This window comes from Prochlorococcus marinus XMU1402 (genome assembly GCF_017696205.1).
Classification (GTDB): domain Bacteria; phylum Cyanobacteriota; class Cyanobacteriia; order PCC-6307; family Cyanobiaceae; genus Prochlorococcus_A; species Prochlorococcus_A marinus_AC.
Map to the genome: position 1 here is coordinate 962,692 of NZ_JAAORD010000001.1, position 17,489 is coordinate 980,180.

Below are 17,489 nucleotides of genomic sequence, written 5' to 3' on the forward strand. Positions count from 1 at the left end.
AATATTTATAACTTCACTAGTAATAGCATATTTTGCAAAATTTAATTGTAAAAGTAATTCGTTAATCAAATGAACTATTCAACAGAAAAGGACGATTATTTGATGACAACTCCATATACAAAAAAAATTCAGCAAAAATTTGAAAAGGTTAAATCTTTTTTAGAGCAAAATGGTTTTAATCCTTCATCAGAGAGTTTAATGCAAGATATAGTTAGCTCAGAAGAATATATTGCTAAAAATGGCTTATAAAATATCAGAATATATTCAAAGTCCTTAAATAATAAAAACCGCCTATTAGAAAAGGTAATAATATTCCAATAAATAAAAATATGGATTTCTTTGATTCGCCTTCTGATATGGGGTTAATTTCTGGTTCAATTGCAAAACCATTTTGTCTACCACCGCTTTCGGTTGTATAACCTTTTTTATTCATAAGAAAAATAATCTAAGCAGATTATCTCATGTAAAAACTTATTTAAAAAAATTTTTTACATTTAGAATTAAACTAATCATATGATCTAATAATTGATTTCGATTTGAGATTTCAATTTGGCAGCTTTTTTTAAAAGACCTACAACTTCCTTACGGCCAGTTGCAAACTCAGCCTTGTTAAGTAACTCACTATATTTTTTTGTGATTTCTCTATGATTCATTTTGAATGTTGTGTTCTACAAATTATAAAGTTACTAAAAATATTTTTTGTATAAAAGATATCAAAATATAGTTTAAGTACCTTTACCTATTTAAACCAACCTTTTTTCTTTGGTTTAATCTCTTCTTTAATAACTTCTTTTTTTCTCCCAAATAATCCCTTTTTTTGGACTGGTAAATTCGCTTCAACAGGTTTAGATTTTCTGTTAAATAAGCCTTTTTTTTGTTCTTTTTTAATTGATTCTTTTGTGTCGGAAATCTTTATTTTTTTAGAATTTGATTTTGAATTTTTGGGTTTTCTATCTGCGAATAAAGTTTGATATACAAAAAAACCAAAAACAGCAAAGAAGCCTAATGCCTGTACTAGAGCAGTTCCAAGATTATCAAACATTTAGGCCTCAACTTTGTATAGTGATTCTTTTTCTTTCGCTTCTATGCATTTTTTATCATCAGACAAGCATTCAATTTCTGCCTTCTTATCAGTATGAGAACTGCAACCACCTGCATTTGCATTAGATATTGAAAATAAAGTTAGGCCCCCTAAAATTAAGGCGCATGAGATGTTAATCGGTTTCATGAGTTTTATTTTTATTATGGAAAAATAATTTCGCAATTGCGAAGATAATCTTCTCTTCTGCTAAAAGTATCCCCTTTTTCTATATCTATTTGTAGTAATTAACTAAATCGATAATTAGTATTGCTAGTAATGAAAAACCTAAAATGAAAGGTAAATAAGGATATTTATTTAAAATTTGGTTTAGTTGATTTTTCGATGTTTGTTTTTCCTTTTTCTTTTCTCTAGGTGGTAAGCCTAACTCTTCCCTTCTCTTAGCTTCTCCCATAATTTTTAAACTATTTAAGACTATTTTATACACTTAGAAAAAGTAGTGTATTGTTCTTGATTTAAATTATTAACGGTTAATTAAGTTTAAATTTTGGATATATTAAAAATATACAAAAAAATTACATGATAGAAGTAGTTTGGTCAGTAAATATAATGATTGCAATACTGATTATTGGTGTTGCCTGGGTTCTTTATTACATATTTACTTATGATCAAAAATTTACTTCTTAGATAAATGTCAGATAAAGATCTAAGTAATTTTCTAAAAAAAATAGAGCAACTTAATCAAATTGCTGAGCTAATAAAAATTAATCCTAGTAAAAAGTTATCCCTTTCAAAATGCAAGAATCATGATGAAGTAATTAGATTAACCACTGAATGGGGTTTTGATATTGGTAAAAGGTGGGGAGAATATTAATTGATTTTATTACCAGCATTATTAAAATTGCCATCAACTTCAAATTAAATTCCTAAGATTAATTAGTATTTCTTGTATTGGAGTTATGAAAGAAATTGGAGAGATAAAGTCAAATATATATAAAATAGCTGCTGTTACAGATAGAGGGCAAAGATTAAATAAATTAATTTCTCCTATGTATGAGGAAAAAGCTAATGAAATGGATGAATTGATTGATGCTCTTAAAGACTTTAGTTTTGAAATATCAGAAAAATTATTGTCTGGAGAGTGGGAATTGATTTTTTCTAATGTTGAATTATTTCGAAGTTCTCCTTTCTTCCTTGCTATTGAAAAGGCATTAAATGATGAATTTAAAAGTAATCTTTTTTTTAAATTACATCAATTGCAAGTAGGATCCTATGGCATATCAACTATTGGGAGAATTGCTCAAAAGATTGATTTTGAAAAAAAAGAATTTATATCTACTTTTGACACTACAATATTTGGGCTTACAACTATTCCTATCTTAGGTTGGTTCAAACTATTGCCTACTTTTGGTGGAAGAGTCATAACCCTGGCAAGTGATTTAGTTTTAAGGAATAATTTACTTGATATGAACTTACAAATGACAAAAGTTTCCAAAGTTGATGGACTTAATAAGATTCCATTATTTAGTGAATTACTTATGGATAGATGGTATCCAGTTAAAGAGGTATGGAATAAGTTACCTTGGAATAAAGAATCGCCAAATTGCCAGGTTTCAATTGTATATTTAGACGATGAAATGAGAATTATGCAGGATATGTATGGGTCTATTTTTATTTATATAAGGCCTTCAATTTCCTTGTTGAATTAAAATTCAATCTCTAATGATTAATTAAAACACTGAACAATATGACCAGCAGTTAAATTCAAGATAATAATCCAGATCCTTTCAAATAAAATTTAAATAAAAGAATCACTAAAAGGTTTACTATTGCTAAGGCTACTAAACCATTTCTGTTTTTTACATCTAATTTCTTGACTAAATTAGAAAGATAAACTACTGGATTTTCTGGCTCTTTATTATCCAAATTTTATTTAAATATTAATTTGACAAGAAAATATCACAGTTTCATTTGAAGAATCAAAATTGTAAAGATGAATATCCAAAAAGAAATAAATAATTTTTAACCCATAATTCCTGCATTTCTTAAAAACGCTTTACCCATATTGCCAATTACAAAAAATAGAGACAGATTAATTAAAAGTACTATTAATAATGCCAACATTTTATAGTTTGGATTAGTTGAAATGCCATCAAATCCATTATTAAGAAATCTTTTAAAAAGTGATTTGTCAATTTTTAGTTTTTGTTGCTCAGAATCAAGTTTTACTTTTTCTTCTGAAGAATCTTGATTACTTGCATTCTCTAGAAATTCTGTAAATGCCTTAACATTTTCTTCTTTTTTATTCCCCTCATTAAGATCTTTATTGTCTTCATTCAAATTAGGGGACGATTCGATTGAATTATTTTCCTCAGGATTAAGTTTTGAATCTTCCAAATTAATAGTAAATGCTAGGATTATATTACACCATAAAAAAAACCCACTCGATCAATTGAAGAGAGGGTTAGCTAAGGTTAAAGTTCTTGTATTGATAATAATTTATTTTAATTAAATTTGCGGTTGTAGAATAATGAAGTTTTAATTTAGACTATATTCAAGGTGAATTTTTCTTACACATGTTAGATGCGAATACTAAAAAAGCATGTAAAGATGATCCCTCAATAAGAGAAATTAAAATTAGAAATATAGAACATGCTATTGAACAAGCAGAATTGATGATAAAAGAATCAAAAATGAGCCAAGAAGAATTAATCTTTTTAAAAAGAAAAATATCGGACTCAAGACAAGATTTAGAGATACTTTATTTAATGAAAATTCAATGAATATAAATTTTTTAATCTTTAAAAGGATTGAATTTATGCAAAGAAAATTAATTTGTATATTTGAAGACTTATAAAGTTTAAAGGGAATGTAATTATTTGTATAAAAGTTTTATTTATGTCTAAAAATAATCTATATATACCTTTAAAGGTTGTTCCATACATCTTCATTTCAATTACAGCCATAGCAATAACAGCAGCTACATATGTAATTACATAGTTCTATAAGCTATGTAAATTTTTTTAGATATTAAATAAATTAAAATATTTGTAATAACTAATTGTATGAATAAATTCAAAATAGCAATTTTTACAATATCAATAATCATATTTTCCCTAATTGGAATTAAAAAATTAATTTATATAAATCAAGTTAAAGATATAAAAAATAAAGAAGAATCATTTTTAAATGAATCTATACGTGTTTTAAATGAATGTTTCGATCTAGAAAATAAAAATAAAAGAACTCTTAATAAATCAATTGATTTAATTGAGTATTGCTTAAAGGAATATGGATATAAAAACTGATTTCAAAACTTGAATGATGAATTTCCTTAATACTCCACTAATATGCAAATAAAAATTTCTCATCAATAATCTTGTTATGTTCCATAATTTTTTATTAAAAATATTTTCCTAATTTAATTTTTTTAAAATGACTAAAGTTAAATGTTCTTATTTAGGAAATTTAAACTGTGAGGCTATTCATCTACAATCTGGAAGTCTTATTAGAACTGATGCACCTTTAGATCACTGCGGTAAAGGTGAAAGTTTTTCCCCAACTGATTTATTAGCAACATCTCTAGGTACTTGCCTGCTAACCATCATGGCAATCAAAGCCAATTCGAAAGGCTTTGATTTGAAAGGTATATATTTAAATATTGAAAAAGTAATGACACAAAATAGCGAGAGGAAGATAAAAGAACTAGTAATAGATATTTTTATACCAGAGAGCACTTCTAATGAAACTATTGATTTTTTGAAAAAAGCTTCCAAAGAATGTCCAGTTACAAGAAATTTATCTCAAGAAATAGATATTAAAATTAGTTGGCATCATGAATAAATCTCAAACATAGTAATTACAAAAATATAATGAAATACTTTATTGGAATAATAATTCTTTTATTTGGAATATATATAATTGCAGACTTGGCATTAAAGACTAGGTATACAAGAAAAAGACTTTCAAAAGGGAAAAAATAAATCTTTTAAATTTTAATATTGCAGATAAAGTTAATAGATTTATTTTTGCACTAATAATTAAGTCATATTTTAGTCTTATTTTTTCACTATTTTTTGGTCAATCAAACTAATCAAAGGGATCATGAAATTTACATTTATTCCAACAGTGCACCATGCATAAATAACAAGAAAAAATATTTTTATAAATAAATTAGGGGGTAAGGTGAAAAATATTTTGAAAAACCCTCCAATGAATAATACTAATATTCCAATTTGAAAAAGACCTTTGATTATCCATTTAAGTCCATTTTTTTTAATGTTTATATAAAACCAGAAAAAAACAAAACTAAATAATAAAAAATATATAAAATTTATGATCATCTTTTTGGAGAAAATCTAATAAATTTGCCATTATCAAGGCATGATGATAATTATCACTTCTTTATCTGCTAATTTTTTTTAAAAAAGGAAAAGTTATACAAAAAACAATAAAAAAAATTTATTTTTTTTAACTTTTTATCTTAAAACATTTTAGATTTTAGTAAATCAACTCTTTTTTGATTCACTCCCAAATCACTTTCTCCAACTCTTGATTCTGATCTTATTGATAAGATGTTTGATTCAGGTAAAAAGGAAACTTCTAAGTCGTCTACATACTTCATCCATTTACTGGTTGCCTCAGCATGAAGATAATCGCCATCAATTTCTACAATCTCAGTTCTTGGAGTGTTTTCGATAAATGTTTTAATCTCTTCAAAAGGTTTCTCAATATTATTTACTTCCCATTCTTCTCGTACACAATGAGCAATCTCTACACAAGGTTTTAGTTCTATATGTGAGGCAAATGATGAAGAAGGGAATATAAAGCTTGAACAAATTAAAATTGCTAAAAGAAGTATTTGCATTAACAGAAGAATTTAACGATTCATAATCTAACGAATTAAATTACTAATTAGTAATGAAGACCTAACTATTTTATAAGAAAACATATATGTTTTTATATTCAGAATTTAATATGTACTTCTAATAATCCTCAAAAAAAAAGATCCCTCTAAGAGAGATCTTTTTAAAATTGATTTAAATCAAGTGTTTCCTTGTTTCCACTGAGATAAATCAATTCCTCCTACACACTCTTCTAATATCACACTTAAATTCAAAATATGTAATGTCTAATAGACCTCTATTTTAACTGTCACATCTCAAAAAAAAATACAAAAAGTACTCAAACTTTGCGGCCGAGTACTTTTAAAGTTATCAGAAAAAAGTGTGTGAGGAGTTTCTGATGTATTTAATCTACTCCGTAGGTAATTTAAAAGGCTACAGTATAAATTACTAATTAATTAAATCTTTCAGAAAAATTGGACGTTGATGAAAAAAATAATCAAAAAGATAAAAAATTCTTGAAAATCATTTACAAAAAAATCTTTTTTATTATTTCGGCAATTGCTCTTTTTTCAGTAATAGTAGGTGTTGTCAAATATTCGCTTACTTATATTGAAAATAATCCCGAAAAATACTTACCTACACAAAAGCAGGACAAAAATTAAGTATAAATTCACTTCAAAAAATCTATAAAGTGTCTTAAATATGATCTACATTGACAGCTTGAGTCATGAAAATCAAAAACACTTCAGTTCTTAATCAGAATAATATTCATTTAAGTCAATTTAAAAATAAGCATAAATATCAAATACTTGAAAATTATTGGAAGAAAAGAAAGAAAGAATGTGAAAAAAATCTTTCAAAATTTTGCTAACCGATAATTATGAATTTTATTTTTTCTTTTTTATTAGCATCTGTAATGTGGGTACAAGTTCCACAATGGGAAGCTGACTGGTCAAAATGTGCTGTAGATGTTCCCGATTCATCATGTCACTGGTACGTAGCTGCTCCAGATAATACGTTTGGGGAAGGATTTAATTGGGAAAACGCTCCTTGGTTTGATGCTAATGGATTACAGGATGTAGCAAAAATTGAGAAAGAATCTGTAGTAGAAAAACTTCAAAATAACTAAAGTTTCTATTTCATCAATTAACTTTTAAAAGTATTTAAATCTAGTTGCTTAGTGGTTAAGTTTTGATTAATTAAAAAATTTTTATGCGTTTCAAAGTAAGTCTCAAAAAAAATGGAAAGGAATTTGATGAAGTTGTTATAGCTAATAATAAAAAAGAGGCTATGGAAGTAGCTTTAAAAAACAATCCAGAAGCTCAAGCATTAAACTCTGATTGGACATTTAAGATTTAATTATTTACGAAGTTTAGGAATCAAAAGAGATGCGACACAAATAACACTAATTGCAGGTCCAGGCGACAAATTAAAGACTATAGAGAGAATAAAGCCCAGAAGTGAGATACATAATCCAAAAAATGAAGACCTCATCATTGCAATTCTTAAACTATGAGCCTTATTTAGCCCTAACAGTGTTGGGGTAGAAAGAAGAGCAATAACAAGAATTACTCCCACTGCTGACATTGAACTAACAATTACTAATGCCGTTGTAAAACTCAAAGCAAGATTTAATAAAGATACGTTTATACCACTCGCGGATGCACCTTCTGGATCTAATCCAACATAAACAACCTTTTCATATCCAAAAGTCATTAAAAGTATAAATACTAAAAAAGCAATTAATGTTCTAAGTAAATCTCCAAAATTTGCTGTCAATAAATCGCCAAATAATACTGCCTCCAAATCAATCCTTATTCCGAGTAGAGGGATTATAAGGACACCAAACCCAAGCATTCCAGCAAGAATAGTATTCATAACTGCTTCATAATTTTCACTTTTTCTATTAGTTAAACTTTCCGCAATTACTGAGCCCAGAAGACCACTTATAACACCACCAATTGAAGGGTGAATTCCAAGTGCTAATGCGAGAGCAAGTCCAGGCAACACACAATGAGAGATTAAATTAACTTGTAATAATCTCTTATGAGTGATTAATACAGTTCCCATAGCTGGGCATAAAATCCCAGAGAATATAGTTATTATTAATGGAACCAGCCACCAGTTGTTATTAATAAAAGACATTATTCGAAAGATTCGGTATGATCAAAAATACGAGGCAAAAAAAGATTTTGGAAACAATGGTAACTAAGTCTGACATTACCAAAAGACAAGAACAACTTCTTGAAGAACTTAATAAATGCGAGGATGAATTGAGCGGTCAAGAATTGCATAGGCAGTTGATCACAAAAGGCAAATCTATGGGGTTGACCACTGTTTATAGAAATCTGCAAATCTTGATAAAGCATGGATTAATTCGTTCTAGACATCTCCCAACAGGAGAGGTTCTTTACACTCCCGTAGACAGAGATATTCATCATTTGACCTGTGTTCAATGCGGAGAGACGTCGAAAATGGAAGGTTGTCCTGTTAAAGATATTCATGTCCCTAAAAAAAATCCAAGAAAGTTTCAACTTTTGTTTCATACACTCGAATATTTTGGCCTTTGCCAAAACTGTTATCAAGCTCAAAATTAATAAGGAACATTTTCTAATCACAGAAATTATTTTCCTTTATAGAGCTTATGTTTATCGCATCTAATTTATCTTTTATTTGATCAGGACTACCAACTGCTAAAACACTTTTATCAAGAACGATTACTTGATCGTAGTTATTTAGAGACTCACCCCAATCATGGCTACTTACTAGCAAAGAAAGTCCCGCATCTGCGAGTTGACGAACAATTTTCAGGAAGTCCTCTTTTGCGGGGGGATCCAATGCCGCACAAGGTTCATCCAGAAGAAATATTTTTGCAGGGGACATAAGAGTTTTTGCTAATAGAGCTCTTTGTTGCTGTCCTCCTGAAAGAGAATCGAGTCTTCTATTAGCTAAATTAGCAATTCCTACTCTTTGCATTGTCGCTTCTAATTCACAACATTTATTAATCCAAGAATTAGGATATTCTAGAAGAGCCTTGATTTGAAAGGGGTTATTACTTCTTGATTTTGAATACTTTATTTGACCAAGAGATACCAATTTTTCAACTGTAATGGGAAACTTCCAATTCATAGAACTTCTTTGAGGCATAAGTGCCACTAGAGCTCTAGATCTATATAAATTTTCACCGTCTATTTTTATTTCGCCTTTATCTGGAGTATTTTGTCCTTGCAATATCCTCAAAAGAGTGGATTTACCGGCACCATTTGGACCTACTAGCGCTGTTAGAGTTCCAGGTTTAATCTCAACCGATACCTTATTTAAAGCTGGCTTACTTTTTTCTGTGTATGCAAATGTTAAATTTTCAGCGACTAAAGTAGCCATTAATTAATCTTCATGAAAAAAGTCACCTTACAAGCTTACCAATAATACAAGCTGCGTATTATTTTCATAACATTTGATACCTTTTCTTGCCAGGTGCAATGAAAATGATTATCATTTTTAAGTATTTAATAATTATTTATGTCAATTTTTAAAAGACTTTTATCAAATAAAACATGTTCAAGTAAGTCAATTATTAAAAATTCCGTAATCGCTGGAACGATTATATTTTCTGGTTTTGGGCAGGATGTAATGGCTAAAGGGAAGTCATACGTAGCAGTAGAACCACTAGTTTGTGATTTAGTTAAATCAATTGCGTTGCCATCTGACGAAGTTACATGCTTAGTAGATAGAAAACAGGATGTTCATGACTTAAAGATCAATCCAAGACAAGCTCAATTACTAAATAGCGCAGACAAAGTATTCACTCTTGGCAAAGAAATGACTCCAAGTATGAGAAATTGGGAAAGTAAAAAAAATACTGTTGTTGTAGGTGTTAGTGCAATAGACGTAGATGATCATTCTGATCATGAAGGTCACGATGACCACTCAGACCATGACGATCATGCTGAACATTCAGCTAAGGTAGATGATCATTCTGATCATGGAGGTCATGATGATCATTCAGACCATGGTGGACATGATGATCATGCTGAGGGTGCTTTCGAATGGGCAGGTAAATTCCAGCTTTCTAAGGGTTCATACAAATGGTCATTTGAAAAAGTCGATGGCGAATATGCAGATCCTGCAATGAAGATGGTGATTCTCAAATCTAATGATATAGAAGGGTCTGAAGATTTAGCCAAAGAATTATTAGGATCTAAAGACTCAATAAGCAGAAAAAATGATGGAACTTTGATAGCAAGTAATAAAGCTTTTGTTCTTAACTTCGATCAAAGAAAAGAAAGTACTGTTTTTAACGTGGATATCAAAGAAGATGGTGAATATATATTTTTTACTGAACACATGCCTTTTGAGTTTGAAGCAACTCAACACTTTTTTAAAGACGTTTCAAATAGTGATGTAGAACCAATAGCACAAGTTCCAGACGAAGGAGAGGGGCATCATCATCATCATGACCATGGAGGTCTAGATCCACATGTATGGCATGATCCACATAACATCATAAAAATGGGAGATCTTATAAGCAAAAGTTTAAAGAAAGATATTTCAGTTTTTAATAGAGGTGACAGAAAACTAATTAATGAAAGATTCGAAAAAGCTGATTCTCTCTTAGAAGGCTTAGATAGTTGGATCGTCGAACAAGTAAGCTCTATTCCTGAGGAAAACAGAGTAATTGTCTCTAAACACAAAGCAATGGAATACTACGGGGATGCATTTGGTTTTGAAACCATTAGTTTACTTGACTTTCTTGGAGACTCCTCAAGCTTAAGGCCAGACAACATAAGTTCTACTTTAAAAATGTTAGATGAAGAGAAAGTTCAGGCAATATTTCCTGAACAAATTCCAGCATCTAAGTTATTAAGGAACTTAAGTAGACAAAGTTCAGTTCCTTTAGCTTCTAATCAAATATTCGTTGATGGATTGATGATGGATGGTAATACCGTTTCAGTAGCCGTACACAACACTTGTACAATTGTTGATTCATTAGGTGGAAGCTGTGATAAAGAATCTGGCTCCAATCTTGAGTCTGAATGGTACAAACTTTCAGATTAAATTTTTCTAATAAAAACGGTTTTCATTTCTTATGATTACTATTATTAAACTATTGTTTATTTGGTAAAAATCATTAAATGAGCATCAAAGATAAAGTTCCAGTTACTATTCTCACTGGATTTCTAGGTTCAGGGAAAACTACTTTACTTAATAGAATACTAAGTGAAGAGCACGGGAAAAGAATAGCCGTAATTGAGAATGAATACGGTGAAGTAGGGATAGATCAAGGGCTCGTAATAAATGCCGATGAAGAAGTGTTTGAGATGTCAAACGGGTGCATTTGTTGTACTGTTCGCGGTGATTTAATAAGAGTCCTTGGCAACCTTATGAAAAGAAGAGATAAGTTTGACTATGTTTTAGTAGAAACGACCGGATTAGCAGATCCTGGGCCAGTCGCACAGACATTTTTCATGGATGAAGAAATTAGTTCTGAATTTACTCTTGATGGAATTGTAACTTTAGTTGATGCTGCTCATATTGATCAGCAGCTAGGAAGAAGTGATGAAAGTTCAGAACAAGTTGCGTTTGCAGATGTTCTTGTCCTTAATAAAACTGATTTAGTCTCTGATGATGCACTAGATACTCTTGAATCGAGATTGAGAGATATGAACCGAATGACTCGAATCATTAGAGCCGAGAATGCCCAAGTACCAATCGAAACAGTCCTAAATCTAAGTGCATTTGATCTCGATCAAATCCTTAAACGCAGACCAACATTTCTTGAACCAGAATATCCTTTTGAATGGACAGGTGTTTACGACCTTGCTGCAGGTAAATATGAATTAATGCTAGAAGAAGGTCCCGATCCAGAAATGTCATTAGTAGCTTTCGCTAATCAAGGTGAGAGTGAAGAAGAACTTAAAGATGGTGCTGAATCCTGCGTAAGACTTTATGCAGAAAAAGCTAAAAGCATAGAACCTGGGAATATCATTCCATTTGGAGAACATATAAACCTTAAATTGGAGGATAAAGGAAATAAATCATTCATATTAGATATCGAAAAAGGATCAAAGATAGGTTTATATACACAGCACACTGCTGAAGAATTCAATATGAAAATCATTAAAAGTGAAGACAATAATTCAAAAGAGATCCCATTTAATATTGAAAGATTCTGGCAAGCCGAGCACGAGCACGATGATGAAGTAACGTCCATTGCAATTGAACGATTTGGAGATGTTGATCCAGAAAAACTTAATACTTGGTTGGGCAGACTTCTTTCTGAAAAAGGGGTGGATATATTTAGAACTAAAGGTTTCATTAGCTACTCAGGCAACCCACAGAGAATAGTTTTCCAAGGGGTACATATGTTATTTACAGCGCAACCTGATAAGGAATGGGGTAACGAACCTCGTAGAAACCAACTTGTTTTTATAGGTAGAAATTTGGACGAGAAAGAGATGAAAGAAGGTTTTGAAAAATGCCTGATATAGAATCATTTAGCCCAAGAGGCATGTTCCACGAGGGATGGACAGCTGAAGTTAATGATTATGCCATAGTTTGTGGTTGGGCTACTAAAGGAAAGTTATTCATTGTTGGGGATGTAGCAGGAGGTATTTTTGCCTTTGAAGGAGATACTGGGAAAATTATTTGGAAAAAAGAAAATACACACTCTGCTGGTCTATTAGCAATGTCCATTCATCCAGAAGGAGAGATTTTCGCAACTTCCGGTCAAGATGGAAATATTCAAATATATAATTGTCACGAAGGTAAAGTAATTAAAACTCTCGATCTTGGCAAGGCTTGGGTAGAGCATCTTAAGTGGTCAAATGATGGCTTATTTCTTGCAGCAGCTTCTTCAAAAAAAGTATATGTTTTTAATGAAATTGGTGAAGAAAAATGGGTATCAGATGATCATCCAAGCACAGTGAGTGCAATAAAATGGTCAAATAATAATGAGCTAGCTACAGCCTGCTACGGGAGAGTAACATTCTTTGACATAGTAAATAATAAAACGAATCAAAAGCTCGAGTGGCAAGGATCATTAGTCTCAATGGAATTAAGTCCTGATGGTGATATAGTCGCTTGCGGGAGTCAAGACAATTCAGTTCATTTTTGGAGAAGATCAACCGGAATGGATGCTGAAATGACAGGATACCCAGGAAAACCTAGTCACCTTTCTTTTGACGATAGTGGAAAATTACTGGCAACTAGTGGCAGTGAAAGAATTACAGTCTGGAGCTTTATAGGTGACGGTCCCGAGGGAACTATGCCGGGAGAGCTATGGCACCATACCGAACCTATTTCTAGCCTAGCCTTTTCAAATAAAGGCATGCTTGTAGCTTCCGGATCTAGAGATGGTTCTGTTGTCGCAAGTTTTCTAAAAAAAGACGGTAATGGTGACCCAGTTGGGGCTGCATTCGCAGGCGATTTAGTGGGTGCACTTTCGTGGAGACCTGATGATTGTGCACTAGCTGCAGTTAACGCAAAAGGTGTAGTAAATGTTTGGAAATTTAAAGTTCGTACTAATTCTTTTTGAAGGAATTTAAGCAGGAAAATAAAATAATTTAAACTACCAATAGTTAGCTTTTAAATGTCTTTCCATACAAATGACCTCACAGTCATTATCTATACCTTTTGGGTGAATATCGCAATATGAGAGACATTGAAAATATTCGTCTATGGGATTTGATTTATCAGTTTTACTAACTTCTTTCGAATGATTCATAAAAGATTTCCTCAATTATTTAAAATTAAGATAGACGAATTAAATATCAAAAGAAATAAGCAAAACTTACTAAAAATATCTCAAAAAAATTAGCACGATTAATTACTACTCTCGGACATTTTTAATTAAAAAGCAATGCGTATAAAAACGGATTGTCTTTAGAGAAATATTTTCCTAATTTTATATTGTTGAGTTCTAGGAGGTCTTTCAAAATGATCGATAGCCTGCCTGAAATTTCGGAATAAACCGAACTAATTTAATTAACTGCTCCAATTATTTTTTATTAATGTCTAAGCTTCCTTCTTCTGCATCGTTTAGGTGCCCTTTAAGAAACAAGCTTAATTCTAGAGTTTTTGCCCCAGTTAAAGACAATTAGTTAATTTTGGTGAGCATTAGCTTAATAGAAGTTAGCAACAAGGATCAATGATTTAGGCGCGTTATTAACTTCAGTAAAAAATATAAGTAAGAGATAAAAGAGGGCTTATTTAAGCTCTCTTTTTTTTAATAAGATGACTTTCTTCTGATTTTATAGATAATGATTAAAAGAATAAAATAAAATGGCTAAATATTATTGCCCATATTGCAATCCTAAATATCAATTTCAAAAAAAATCCTCAAATGGTACTTTGATTTGTGGCTTGTGTGGAGAGGATCTTGTAAAAAAACCATTTATTAGGTTGAACCAGATAATTGCTTTAGTTGCTGCGTCATCATTACTTCTACCTTTTATATATACTTTTATTTTTTTAATTAAAAATCAAATAAACCCTCCTAATAAAAATTATCAAGCAAATAGTACTTTAATAATAATTATCAAAGAAACACTTTCATAAAATAATTAAAAAAATCTCGAGAGTTTAACCTCTACATAGTGATTTATTTAAACAAGAATTTTTACTCTCAATATTTATTTGATCATCAATATTTTTTAATTTGTTTTTATTGCTTATTACTTTAACTTTTTGGCCGCAATGTTCTTTGCAACCACCATTAAAAAAATTATGTGCATACAAATTAGAAATATTCGTAAGTAATAAAAGAAAAATTATTTTATAAATTTGATAAAAATAAGACTTAATTTTTAATATCATTTTCTCAGAATTAGTAAATAAATAATATCAGTTAATTCCAAGGAGTGTTTATAAGTCCCCAGATATCGAAGAAGAAAAATAAAACTGCAATAACAACAAGATCCCATGCTCTTTCCCTAAAAGCCCAAGGCGCAATAAAAACTTCCCCAAGTCCGTGAAGTGCCGCCCCTACTGGTAGATGATCAAGAACCAGCAAACTGTGAGAGAGGATAAAAAGAAAGCTTGCGAAATATCTAAAAAAAACAAATTGCCAATTATTAGAACTCATGCCTTTTAGATTTTTAAGAAATATACTTCAATGATCAAAATAATGATATAGATCGATATGAGAGATATTATTTTTGGTAGCCATAAATACGAATAAAGATATAAAGCTAAAGTAAAAGTTACTAAACGATGAAATATATGTTTTCAAGTTATCAGCCTAAAAATAGTTTTGATGAATACTTTAAGGACAATCTTAACTCTGCCAGAGAAATATTGATTCCCCTTCTTTCATCTTTAGATAATATGGGACTTGAAGAATTAAACAGGAATCACTCTGCCGCAAAAAAATTATTATTAAGACACGGTGCAACTTTTAGATTAAACGATTCTGGTTTAAAAGGTACTGAGAGAATATTACCTTTTGATCCACTTCCCAGAATAATTAGTAAAGATGATTGGGTAACGTTAGAAAAAGGCCTAAAACAAAGGCTTGAGGCAATTGATTTATTCCTTGATGATATTTATAATTCTCAAAAAATAATAAATGATGGAATAATTCCAAGAGAATTAATAGAAACTTCAGAAGGTTGGAGACCTCAGATGATAGGTTTCAAACCTCCACTTAATAAATGGTGTCAAATTTCAGGACTTGATTTAATAAGGGATAGAAAAGGAGATTGGCATGTTTTAGAAGATAATTTAAGGTGCCCTTCTGGGGTTGCTTATTTCTTAGAAAATAGATTAGTCATGAAAAATATTTTTCCTAATCTTTTCTCAGGAAGAATAGTAAAACCAATTGATGAATATCCATCATATCTTTTAAAAACGCTTCAAGAACTTGCTGTTTGGACTGACACTCCAAAGATAGTTCTACTAACTCCAGGAATTTTTAATAGTGCTTATTTTGAACATAGTTATTTAGCTCAAGAAATGGGCATCCAACTAGTTCAAGGTCATGACTTAGTTTGTAATGATGATTATGTATATTTAAAAACTACCTCTGGATTAAAAAGAGTAGATGTCATTTACAGACGAATTGATGATGATTTCTTAGATCCTCTTAATTTCAGAAAAGATTCCTGCCTTGGTGTTAGCGGATTACTTGATGTTTTTAAGGCAGGTCATGTTGCTTTAGCAAATGCACCTGGGACTGGAATAGCAGATGACAAAATGATTTATTCTTTTGTTCCAAAAATGATTAAATATTATCTTGATGAAGAAATTATTATTAAAAATGTAGAAACGTATATTTGTCATTATCAAAAGGATCGAGAATATGTTCTAGAAAATTTACCAAAACTTGTTGTTAAGTCTGTCGCAGAAGCTGGGGGTTATGGAATGTTAATTGGCCCTCACTCAACAACCAGTGAGATAGAAGAATTCGCTTATAAAATTAAAAATAATCCCAGAAATTTCATAGCACAACCAACATTAGAATTATCTACTGTGCCATCATTATGTGATGGAGAACTATATCCATGTCATGTTGATTTAAGACCATATATCTTAAGAGGAAAAGATTCATGGGTTAGCCCAGGCGGGCTTACGAGAGTAGCATTAAAAAAAGGATCATTAGTCGTTAATTCTTCTCAAGGTGGAGGATGCAAAGATACATGGGTTGTAGGTAAATAATATGCTTTTAAGTCGTGTAGCAGAATCTCTATATTGGATCAATCGTTATTTAGAACGTGCGGAAAACATATCTCGTTTCGTGGAAGTAAGCGAAGCAATGTCATTAGATTGTCCACCAGGAAGTGCAGAACCTTGGCTCCCATTAATTGATGCATCCAGTGACAGAGAATCTTTTGATAAAAGATTCCCGGAGAAAAAGCCTGATGACGTTATTAATTTTTTAATAAGAGATCGTTTAAACCCAAATAGCATAATTTCTTGCATTCAAATGGCAAGAGAAAATGCAAGACAAATCAGAGATGTCATGACCACAGAAATGTGGGAACAGATTAATATTTTATATTGGAATATGCAAGAAGGAGAGGCAATATGGAATAAACCAAGACAAGAACAATTAAGTGAAATCAGGAGGGAATGTCAGCTTTTTTATGGAATTACAGATGCGACTCTAAGCAAAGATCTTGCCTGGAGATTTAGCATTCTTGGAAGATTAATTGAAAGAGCTGACAAAACATCAAGGATTTTAGATGTTAAATATTATTTACTCCTACCCAGCTTAGATGAACTTGGAGGAGTTCTTGATGAGCTGCAATGGATTGCACTTTTACGTTCAGCTGGAGCTTATCAAATGTTTAGGAAAGCCGTGCAAAATTCTATAAAACCTAATTCAGTTGCGAGATTTCTTTTACTTGATCCAATTTTTCCTAGATCAGTAAGATACTGTCTTGATGGGATAAGCAATACTCTTAAAACAATAGATACCTCTCCATCTACTGAAAATCCTTCGGAATTAGAATGCATGAGAGGTTTGCTTAAAGCAAAGTGGAGTTATATCAGAATTGAAGATATAATCAATGATGGTTTACATGAGGCAATCGATTCATTACAAATGGATTTAAATAAATTAAATGATCTCATTCAAGAAAAATATTTTATTAATTAATAAGTTT

General features: G+C 30.8%; 28 protein-coding genes. 15 read left to right on the forward strand and 13 right to left on the reverse strand.

Features of this window, described 5'->3' with window-relative positions; translation table 11 throughout:
• Positions 1–69 precede the first annotated feature (69 nt).
• A complete protein-coding gene (locus tag HA141_RS05550) occupies positions 70–249 on the forward strand; it encodes a hypothetical protein (protein ID WP_011863071.1) in 180 nt (59 codons plus the stop codon).
• A gap of 4 nt (positions 250–253) precedes the next feature.
• On the opposite strand, the gene HA141_RS05555 is transcribed toward HA141_RS05550, so the two are convergent.
• The 5 genes from HA141_RS05555 to HA141_RS05570 all read right to left on the reverse strand — a co-directional run bounded on the left by HA141_RS05555 (position 254) and on the right by HA141_RS05570 (position 1,493).
• Positions 254–433 (reverse strand): hypothetical protein, encoded by a 180-nt coding sequence (locus HA141_RS05555; protein WP_011818547.1) that lies wholly within the window; start codon positions 431–433, stop codon positions 254–256.
• Positions 434–518: 85 nt separating this feature from the next.
• Entirely contained in the window at positions 519–653 is a 135-nt protein-coding gene (locus HA141_RS09705) for a hypothetical protein (protein WP_257469857.1), read from the reverse strand.
• A gap of 86 nt (positions 654–739) precedes the next feature.
• Complete coding sequence (locus tag HA141_RS05560) at positions 740–1,042, reverse strand: hypothetical protein (RefSeq protein ID WP_209117688.1); 303 nt, start codon at positions 1,040–1,042, stop codon at positions 740–742.
• Positions 1,043–1,228 (reverse strand): hypothetical protein, encoded by a 186-nt coding sequence (locus HA141_RS05565; protein ID WP_245157285.1) that lies wholly within the window; start codon positions 1,226–1,228, stop codon positions 1,043–1,045.
• Between the two features lie 85 nt (positions 1,229–1,313).
• The gene (locus HA141_RS05570) at positions 1,314–1,493 is read right to left on the reverse strand and encodes a hypothetical protein (RefSeq protein WP_209117692.1); all 180 of its coding nucleotides are present in this window, start codon (positions 1,491–1,493) and stop codon (positions 1,314–1,316) included.
• A gap of 237 nt (positions 1,494–1,730) precedes the next feature.
• Here HA141_RS05570 and HA141_RS05575 point away from each other — a divergent pair, with 237 nt between their 5' ends.
• Positions 1,731–1,913 (forward strand): Nif11 family protein, encoded by a 183-nt coding sequence (locus HA141_RS05575; RefSeq protein WP_209117694.1) that lies wholly within the window; start codon positions 1,731–1,733, stop codon positions 1,911–1,913.
• Between the two features lie 85 nt (positions 1,914–1,998).
• Positions 1,999–2,748, forward strand: a complete 750-nt coding sequence (locus HA141_RS05580) for a pilus assembly protein (protein WP_209117696.1) — start codon at positions 1,999–2,001, stop codon at positions 2,746–2,748.
• A gap of 55 nt (positions 2,749–2,803) precedes the next feature.
• Here HA141_RS05580 and HA141_RS05585 read toward each other — a convergent pair whose 3' ends face one another.
• Together HA141_RS05585 and HA141_RS05590 are read right to left on the reverse strand one after the other, a co-directional pair.
• Positions 2,804–2,965, reverse strand: coding sequence for a hypothetical protein (locus tag HA141_RS05585; RefSeq protein ID WP_011818555.1), 162 nt, complete (start codon positions 2,963–2,965; stop codon positions 2,804–2,806).
• Positions 2,966–3,061: 96 nt separating this feature from the next.
• Entirely contained in the window at positions 3,062–3,436 is a 375-nt protein-coding gene (locus HA141_RS05590; RefSeq protein ID WP_209117698.1) for a hypothetical protein, read from the reverse strand.
• A 179-nt stretch (positions 3,437–3,615) separates the two neighbouring features.
• Between HA141_RS05590 and HA141_RS05595 the strand changes: the two genes are divergently transcribed.
• From HA141_RS05595 to HA141_RS05605, 3 genes are all read left to right on the forward strand, one after another.
• Positions 3,616–3,822: a hypothetical protein gene (locus HA141_RS05595; RefSeq protein WP_025891758.1), complete on the forward strand. Its 207-nt coding sequence runs from the start codon at positions 3,616–3,618 to the stop codon at positions 3,820–3,822.
• 282 nt (positions 3,823–4,104) lie between these two features.
• Positions 4,105–4,347, forward strand: coding sequence for a hypothetical protein (locus HA141_RS05600; protein WP_209117700.1), 243 nt, complete (start codon positions 4,105–4,107; stop codon positions 4,345–4,347).
• 127 nt (positions 4,348–4,474) lie between these two features.
• Positions 4,475–4,882, forward strand: coding sequence for an OsmC family protein (locus HA141_RS05605; RefSeq protein WP_209117702.1), 408 nt, complete (start codon positions 4,475–4,477; stop codon positions 4,880–4,882).
• A gap of 640 nt (positions 4,883–5,522) precedes the next feature.
• On the opposite strand, the gene HA141_RS05610 is transcribed toward HA141_RS05605, so the two are convergent.
• Positions 5,523–5,906 carry a DUF1499 domain-containing protein gene (locus HA141_RS05610; protein ID WP_209117704.1) on the reverse strand — a complete coding sequence of 128 codons (384 nt, stop codon included), beginning with the start codon at positions 5,904–5,906 and terminating at the stop codon, positions 5,523–5,525.
• A gap of 860 nt (positions 5,907–6,766) precedes the next feature.
• Here HA141_RS05610 and HA141_RS05615 point away from each other — a divergent pair.
• Together HA141_RS05615 and HA141_RS05620 are read left to right on the forward strand one after the other, a co-directional pair.
• A complete protein-coding gene (locus tag HA141_RS05615) occupies positions 6,767–7,015 on the forward strand; it encodes a hypothetical protein (RefSeq protein ID WP_011376589.1) in 249 nt (82 codons plus the stop codon).
• An 83-nt stretch (positions 7,016–7,098) separates the two neighbouring features.
• Positions 7,099–7,245: a hypothetical protein gene (locus HA141_RS05620; RefSeq protein WP_011863089.1), complete on the forward strand. Its 147-nt coding sequence runs from the start codon at positions 7,099–7,101 to the stop codon at positions 7,243–7,245.
• Here the strand turns inward: HA141_RS05620 and HA141_RS05625 are convergent, their stop codons facing one another.
• Positions 7,246–8,031, reverse strand: coding sequence for a metal ABC transporter permease (locus tag HA141_RS05625; RefSeq protein WP_025925351.1), 786 nt, complete (start codon positions 8,029–8,031; stop codon positions 7,246–7,248). It lies immediately after the preceding gene.
• Positions 8,032–8,048: 17 nt separating this feature from the next.
• Between HA141_RS05625 and HA141_RS05630 the strand changes: the two genes are divergently transcribed.
• Positions 8,049–8,483: a Fur family transcriptional regulator gene (locus HA141_RS05630; protein ID WP_209117706.1), complete on the forward strand. Its 435-nt coding sequence runs from the start codon at positions 8,049–8,051 to the stop codon at positions 8,481–8,483.
• Between the two features lie 13 nt (positions 8,484–8,496).
• On the opposite strand, the gene HA141_RS05635 is transcribed toward HA141_RS05630, so the two are convergent.
• Complete coding sequence (locus HA141_RS05635) at positions 8,497–9,267, reverse strand: ABC transporter ATP-binding protein (protein ID WP_032514154.1); 771 nt, start codon at positions 9,265–9,267, stop codon at positions 8,497–8,499.
• A gap of 138 nt (positions 9,268–9,405) precedes the next feature.
• Here HA141_RS05635 and HA141_RS05640 point away from each other — a divergent pair, with 138 nt between their 5' ends.
• From HA141_RS05640 to HA141_RS05650, 3 genes are all read left to right on the forward strand, one after another.
• Positions 9,406–10,941 (forward strand): metal ABC transporter solute-binding protein, Zn/Mn family, encoded by a 1,536-nt coding sequence (locus HA141_RS05640; protein WP_209117708.1) that lies wholly within the window; start codon positions 9,406–9,408, stop codon positions 10,939–10,941.
• Between the two features lie 77 nt (positions 10,942–11,018).
• On the forward strand, positions 11,019–12,374 hold the full coding sequence (locus HA141_RS05645; RefSeq protein WP_209117710.1) for a CobW family GTP-binding protein: 1,356 nt from the start codon (positions 11,019–11,021) through the stop codon (positions 12,372–12,374).
• Positions 12,362–13,420 (forward strand): WD40 repeat domain-containing protein, encoded by a 1,059-nt coding sequence (locus HA141_RS05650; protein WP_079337145.1) that lies wholly within the window; start codon positions 12,362–12,364, stop codon positions 13,418–13,420. The genes HA141_RS05645 and HA141_RS05650 overlap by 13 nt, the downstream gene beginning before the upstream one ends.
• A gap of 33 nt (positions 13,421–13,453) precedes the next feature.
• Here the strand turns inward: HA141_RS05650 and HA141_RS05655 are convergent, their stop codons facing one another.
• On the reverse strand, positions 13,454–13,609 hold the full coding sequence (locus tag HA141_RS05655; RefSeq protein ID WP_011863096.1) for a hypothetical protein: 156 nt from the start codon (positions 13,607–13,609) through the stop codon (positions 13,454–13,456).
• Between the two features lie 557 nt (positions 13,610–14,166).
• Here HA141_RS05655 and HA141_RS05660 point away from each other — a divergent pair.
• Positions 14,167–14,442, forward strand: a complete 276-nt coding sequence (locus HA141_RS05660; RefSeq protein WP_209117712.1) for a DNA gyrase — start codon at positions 14,167–14,169, stop codon at positions 14,440–14,442.
• Between the two features lie 24 nt (positions 14,443–14,466).
• Here HA141_RS05660 and HA141_RS05665 read toward each other — a convergent pair whose 3' ends face one another.
• Both HA141_RS05665 and HA141_RS05670 read right to left on the reverse strand, forming a co-directional pair.
• The gene (locus tag HA141_RS05665) at positions 14,467–14,700 is read right to left on the reverse strand and encodes a hypothetical protein (protein WP_209117714.1); all 234 of its coding nucleotides are present in this window, start codon (positions 14,698–14,700) and stop codon (positions 14,467–14,469) included.
• Positions 14,701–14,731: 31 nt separating this feature from the next.
• On the reverse strand, positions 14,732–14,968 hold the full coding sequence (locus tag HA141_RS05670) for a hypothetical protein (protein WP_032515020.1): 237 nt from the start codon (positions 14,966–14,968) through the stop codon (positions 14,732–14,734).
• Positions 14,969–15,096: 128 nt separating this feature from the next.
• Between HA141_RS05670 and HA141_RS05675 the strand changes: the two genes are divergently transcribed.
• Both HA141_RS05675 and HA141_RS05680 read left to right on the forward strand, forming a co-directional pair.
• On the forward strand, positions 15,097–16,539 hold the full coding sequence (locus HA141_RS05675) for a circularly permuted type 2 ATP-grasp protein (protein WP_209117716.1): 1,443 nt from the start codon (positions 15,097–15,099) through the stop codon (positions 16,537–16,539).
• 1 nt (position 16,540) lies between these two features.
• Positions 16,541–17,482, forward strand: coding sequence for an alpha-E domain-containing protein (locus HA141_RS05680; RefSeq protein WP_025890918.1), 942 nt, complete (start codon positions 16,541–16,543; stop codon positions 17,480–17,482).
• Positions 17,483–17,489: the final 7 nt, after the last annotated feature.